The 5811-nt window shown below is 55.9% G+C and carries 4 protein-coding genes and 1 pseudogene; 1 reads left to right on the top strand and 4 read right to left on the bottom strand.

The features are described 5' to 3' along the window. From BN1130_RS07825 to BN1130_RS22215, 4 genes are all read right to left on the bottom strand, one after another. Positions 1-240, bottom strand: a 240-nt coding sequence (locus BN1130_RS07825) for a disulfide isomerase DsbC N-terminal domain-containing protein (protein WP_042041279.1), incomplete at its 3' end; no start/stop codon positions are given. Positions 241-396: 156 nt separating this feature from the next. Then, positions 397-3624, bottom strand: a complete 3228-nt coding sequence (locus tag BN1130_RS07820) for a hypothetical protein (protein ID WP_232301954.1) — start codon at positions 3622-3624, stop codon at positions 397-399. Positions 3625-3648: 24 nt separating this feature from the next. Continuing rightward, complete coding sequence (locus tag BN1130_RS07815) at positions 3649-4566, bottom strand: IS5 family transposase (protein ID WP_042041277.1); 918 nt, start codon at positions 4564-4566, stop codon at positions 3649-3651. Between the two features lie 333 nt (positions 4567-4899). Next, positions 4900-5511 (bottom strand): hypothetical protein, encoded by a 612-nt coding sequence (locus BN1130_RS22215; RefSeq protein ID WP_157013951.1) that lies wholly within the window; start codon positions 5509-5511, stop codon positions 4900-4902. Positions 5512-5630: 119 nt separating this feature from the next. Here BN1130_RS22215 and BN1130_RS21615 point away from each other — a divergent pair. Beyond that, positions 5631-5811: pseudogene (locus tag BN1130_RS21615) on the top strand (transposase); the annotation flags it as partial.

Genomic DNA, 5811 nt, shown 5'->3' with positions numbered 1-5811 from the left:
CGATTTAGGAAACAACGCCCCTGTAATGACAAACCTACCGTTGTCTGAGATGAAGACGATCTGACCATCGCTCTCGACTGCTCTGATTCCCTTGATGGGCAGGGTCACAATCTCCTTGATCTTGGCCGCCCTGGGGTCTGTAATTTCTAGCTTTGAGGCTGCAACCAATGGAGCCGGGATAGTCGTTATCCCGAGCACCATCAGCCCCCCAAGAATTTTTCCAAGCATTTTTACCCCCATGTCAAACTCCTAGATGCTGGGAGTGTATCTGCGGGGATTAAATAGCCTCGACTGTGTAACGGCCCATTTTGGTCACATCCAGCGGTATCGTAAAAAAAAAGCCCGGTAGTTAACCGGGCTTGGGAATGAGAGTGTTTGAATGGGTATGCTAGTGGCTCAGTTCAGGGAGACCACTTCCGACCGACCACCGGAGTCATCCACTCCGACCAGTGCAATGGTCGGCATCACACCGTCCTTACCCTTGCTGATCGTCAGTCTGTCTGCCGTGATGGCTTGCACTTCTCCACCCACCGTCCACTGATACGACTTCATCCGCCCATCCGGGTCCTCACATCCCGCGTACACAATCCACGAGCCTATCGTCTCCCGGCTGCGCACCGTGCACGTCGGCAGCTTGTTCTCCGCCACCTTGAGCACCAGCTTGCCCTCGACATCCTTGCCCATCTCCGACGTCGCCTTGAGCTTGATCTCGTGCTCACCCGCCTGCAACGTCGTGCGGCCATAGAACCCCGCACTCTCCAGCGGTTTCCCATCCACCGAATACTGACGGGTCAGGATCCGATCCCGCGGATGACCACCCGAGATGTACGGCCGAAGCAGCACATCCAGCGGCTCACGCGCATCCGGGTTCGAGCCCGAGTATTGCAGGTCGATCACGTACTGTTCGGCCTCGCCCAGCACCACCGGCTCTTCCAGCGCCGTCTCGTTGCCTCGCGCATCCCGCACTTTGAGCTTCACCAGGTATTCCCCCGCGCTGCCCATCGTGAACACCCGCGCTGCCGGTTGCTTCTGATCTTCAATGGCCGCCCCTTCCGGCAACGTCCACTCATAAACAGCCTCTTCCAGCTTGCCCGAGAAGCCGATCGGCCGTGCCGTCACAATGATCGTGGCTGGAGCCACGTTCGCCGTCTTGCGTACCTGCATCCCGAACCGCGGCCACACATACTCCCACACACGGGAGTACATCGAGTGCGTAGCCTCGGCTCCCTGCTCCCGGAATCCCTCTATCCAGGCCGTGTAGGTCGTCTCCACCCGCTCTTTGGTCAGATCCTCGGCACTTGGTGTGTATTGCGCCGTGTCACCTTCAACCCGCTGCCCATTCGGCAGGACGAAGACCCCCTTCACCTGCACGTCCATCCCCTTGTACGGCAAGCTGGTCGTGGCCTTGAAGGTGTAGGTCTTGCCTGTCTCGATCACCGACGGCCCCGACACATACGGCCGCGGTGGCTTGACCACCCGGAACTCCACGGCGGTCTTGGCAACCCGGTAGGCGTACTCGTCGCTCGCGGGTGCATCCCCGGAGCGCACCCGTGCCCACAGCTTGATCCTGGTGTCTTTGTCGCTGTTCAGCGTGAGCGTCGGGCCCTGCTTGTCCCACACCTTGCCGCCATCGGTTGACCACTCCACCACCGCGTTCTCAGCACCAATCTCCTCGTCCTTCACCGTCAGCCGGGTCGAGAATGTCCCCTCGCTGCCCACAAATAGCGTCTGCGGCCCCTTCACCTCCAGCTTCGGCTTGTCGTAGGCAATCACGTCCACCACTTCGGTGTAAGCCTCGGCGCTGGAGTTGCGGTTGATCACCTTGGCCCGCACCTTGTAGGAGCCTTTCTCGAACACCTTCACCATCTGGTACTTGTAGCGTTCCTCCGGTGTCGTGCTCTCCCAGGTCGCCCCGCCGTCACTGCTGACATCCCACACCACGTCGCCGGTCGCCCGGTAGTCCTGGCGGTCACTTAGCGCCAGCTTGAACACCGCCGTGAACGGCGCCTCGCCCGACAGCCGACGGGCACCAACCTCTGCGCCAATCGCACCGCCTCGCAGCACAGTCAAGAACGCAGGCCGCGTGGACTGCACTACTCGGCTGTACCCCTCAAACGGCGACACCAGCTCCGCTTCCGCCACGATCCGCACCGAGCTCGTGTCCACCTTCGACAGATCTACCGCAAAGCTCGCTGTACCGTTCGTCGCATTCACAAAATCCGTCAGCGCCTCGGTCTTGTTGTACGCCATCTGGCGGATCAACCTCACCTTCCAGCTCCCCATCGTGGCAGCGTCAAACGCCTCGGTCGGTTTGTATTGATCCTGGATCTTCACCTGCACTGGCAGCGCCTGGGTGTCGATGGCCGTGTCACCGGCTACCTCCACCACCGGCACCAGGTTGTAAGACGGCACCGACACGGCTTTGTACACCGCTTCGGTCTTCACCTCTGGCACCTTGTTGTAGGCCGCCTTCACCTTGTAAGTGGTCTCTTCCCACAAACCCCGCTGGTCGGTGTTCAACCGACGGTAGACTTTGGTGTTCGAGCCCCAACCTGGAGAGAATGTCTCCGACTCCAGGGTATCGGTGTTGCGCATGATCGCCACGTCCAGGTCTGCCCGCTCCGAGGTAATGGTCGCATCCCCCAGGTAGTCGCCCAGCATCGGCACCATGTAGATGTTGTCCCGGAATTTGTACTTTGAGGTCAACTCCACCGTCGGTACCGGGGGATCTACCGCATCGACGGCAAAGGTCTGGTCGTTGAGAGTCACACGGGTGCCATTCTTGCTGTAGATGCTCACCCGCCAGCCCAGCGCGTGCTGCATTTTCTCCGTCACTGTCCCGCTCAGACCTGGAGTAGTGGTGCCTTGATCCTGCACCAGCCCATCCGGGATCGCCTGCCATTCAAACAAGCAACTACGACTGATACTGCCGGAAGCCTTGTTGGCCGCATCTTTCTTCGCCTGATCGGCACTGAGGGTCACCGAACAGACAGGCCCCAGGTTCTGGCTCATCCGCACGTCGAAGGTCTCGATGATGCGGTTCACCTGTGCTACCTCGGGGCCGGGGGTGTAGCCCACGGAACCGTAAGCACTGGTCACTGTCAGGTTGCGGCTGCCGCCGCCGACCTTCACCTTGGCGCCGTCACCGCTGAACAGGTAGAGACTGTATTCGAGCGGCTGCTCACCCAGGCTGACCGCCTGGCCCACCAGCCCCGCCAGTTTCAGGCCGTCAGTTTCCTGAGTGCTCTGCTCGGCCTCATCCGGTATGCGGTCCCACTGCAACAGACACACCGGATCCCGGATCGGGTCGGAGCGTTTCGCCTCCTCCTCTTTCGAGGTGAAGCGACAGGGAACACCAGCATCCGGCAGGGCGGAGATCTTCACCGGGTCAATCACTTGGCGAACCGTCCACGCCTCCGCGGAGAGTTTGGCCGTCGGCTTCCAGGTGGTCACGTCCAGCACCAGGATCGGGGAGTTCGGCGCCGCCGTGGTGACCAGCAGGCCGGAGGAGCCGACCACATCTGGCACGGCGGGATTCATCGGGATGCTCAGCCGCCCCTTTGATGCCCCGAAGTTGTGTTTGCTCAGGATGGGCGTTGTTGCCCAAATCAGCCAGCAAGTCATGACTTCCCCAGCCCCTGGTGACTGCTACTCTCGGGGCTTTCTGACAGGTAAACCCAGGATATTGAGTTTGTTTATGGCGCTTACATACGCCATTACCTCTCCCACTTGACCGTTGTATTTTCGCAGACTGATTTTCCCCGCCAACAACTGCTTGAACCGATACATTGCCGTTTCTGCCAGCGAGCGACGGTGGTACCCCGATATCTTCTTCCAGTGCGCCAGCCCATTCTTTCGCATCACCAACACCGCTTCATTTCTTGGGTGCCCCTTTTTCCATAGCCCTGCGTTCTTGCGAGGCGGAATACAGGCTGTCGCCCCTTTACCTGCTATCAGCTGATGGCTGGCTTTGCTGTCGTAGGCGCCATCCGCATAAACCCGTCCCAGCTTGCGCCGCAGTGGATTGAGTAAGGTCGGCAGCACTTCGGCATCATGGACATTCTCCAATGACACTTCTGCTGCCACGATATCGTGGGTTGCCGGGTCTACCGCCAGATGCAGCTTGCGCCACACTCGCCGTTTCTCGGCGCCGTGTTTTCTAACTTTCCACTCACCTTCACCAAATACCTTCAGGCCGGTCGAGTCGATGACCAGGTCGCTGATACGCCCCTTAGCGGGTTGTCGATAGGCCACTGTTACCGTGCTGGCCCGCTTGCTGACACAACTGTAATCGGGGGCACAAAGCGGTACGTTCATCAACTCAAAGAGGGAGTCGAGTAGCCCCTGGGTTGCTCGTAGAGTGAGACTGAAAATCCCCTTGAGCATCAGGAAGGTAGAGATGGTCTGGTCAGTGTAAAGCTGGCTGCGACCGCGCCGTCCGTGATGATCTTGGTGGAACCAGCTGTTCATGACCTCGGCATCAACCCAGAAGGTGAGCGAGCCACGGTTAATCAGAGACTTGTTGTATTGAGGCCAGTTGGTAATGGGGTGAAGCGACGCGCCCATGATGCAGACTTGAAGAGGGTGGTGGTGATCAGATCACCAAGTCCTCAGTTAGTTCCATTCAAGCTGCATCGATTTGGGAAACAACGCCTTGGCAAGCTAGAAGAAGGTCTGGTGACGCAGGCGGGCCAGGATCCAGCGCTCGACAATCTGCCCCCCACCTCTGCCTTAGCTTTGTTTCACTATAGTGAAGCCACTTCATCGACGACAGTAATGGTCTGGCAATGCCACCGTTTACCTGATAGTCAACGAACCTCGTTGTAGCAAGGCTTGGCTGTACTATTAATTTGATCTTGTGCTTGCCCATCTGGTGATCTCGGAACAAGGCCGTTAGAATCATGAGCCAGCAGTGCCCCATATTGGTTTATCATATGAGGTAAACATCCCTCCAAAATCAGAATGAAAATGGGGGGTAACAAAGACACTTCCTATAACTTTTTTGTACTCTTCTATACCCCCCATTCCTGGGCAACCTACCATGGCGTCATATTCTTGAAGGTTTTTATAGATTGCATCTGCGCACCTGGCTTCACTAACTGAATATATTGCATATATATATACAAAGGTTAGTACAGGTTCATTATCGCATTTTTTACATCGATAAAACGGATGAAAAAAGGATTTCATTACACTATGGATGTTATAACCTGTTTGATATGGGATGTAAGCTTTTAACATCCTCCCTTCAAAGTCAGCATCTTTGACATCAACGAACAAAGAGCTGCCGTGAGAATTTGTGTAGTGAATTACATAATTCGTTTTTCCTGGAACCCACCTCCTGCCATAATCGATTTGATTTGACTTACTGAAATCCAAATTAATGTATCCATATCCAGGCATTGATTTCACTTGTTCATAACTATAACTCAGTTCTTTATTTGCAACACTGCAAGCCACAAGTGTGCAAGGTAAGAACATGACGCATAATATTTTCATCGTTTTTTTCATATGTTACCCCCTGTAATTAACAGTTATCCATTATCAATGGCTAATAATGTATCATTTTAAGAGCCTATCCCAAAAGGAATTATCGTATAATGCGTTACGATAATTTCTGAGGGCGAAGTATGGCAGGTAACAAGTGGCAGATTGCGATGAACTCTGGGAAAAGATGGCTCCACTGCTCCCGGAGTACAAAACCAGCCATCCGCTTGGGACGCATCGCAAGCGCGTCGATAATCGTGCCGCAATGAACGCCATTTTCTTTGTGCTCAGAACAGTTGTCAGTGGCGTTGTTTCCTAAATCGA

Source organism: Aeromonas rivuli (assembly GCF_000820045.1).
Classification (GTDB): Bacteria; Pseudomonadota; Gammaproteobacteria; order Enterobacterales; family Aeromonadaceae; genus Aeromonas; species Aeromonas rivuli.
The sequence above is the reverse complement of the archived record's forward strand: the minus strand, read 5'-3'. Positions and strand labels throughout refer to the sequence as shown.

Coding starts and splice junctions, on each gene's coding strand:
- BN1130_RS07820 (WP_232301954.1), bottom strand. CDS start 3,624: ATGACTTGCTGGCTGATTTGGGCAACAACGCCCATCCTGAGCAAACAC.
- BN1130_RS22215 (WP_157013951.1), bottom strand. CDS start 5,511: ATGAAAAAAACGATGAAAATATTATGCGTCATGTTCTTACCTTGCACA.
- BN1130_RS07815 (WP_042041277.1), bottom strand. CDS start 4,566: ATGGGCGCGTCGCTTCACCCCATTACCAACTGGCCTCAATACAACAAG.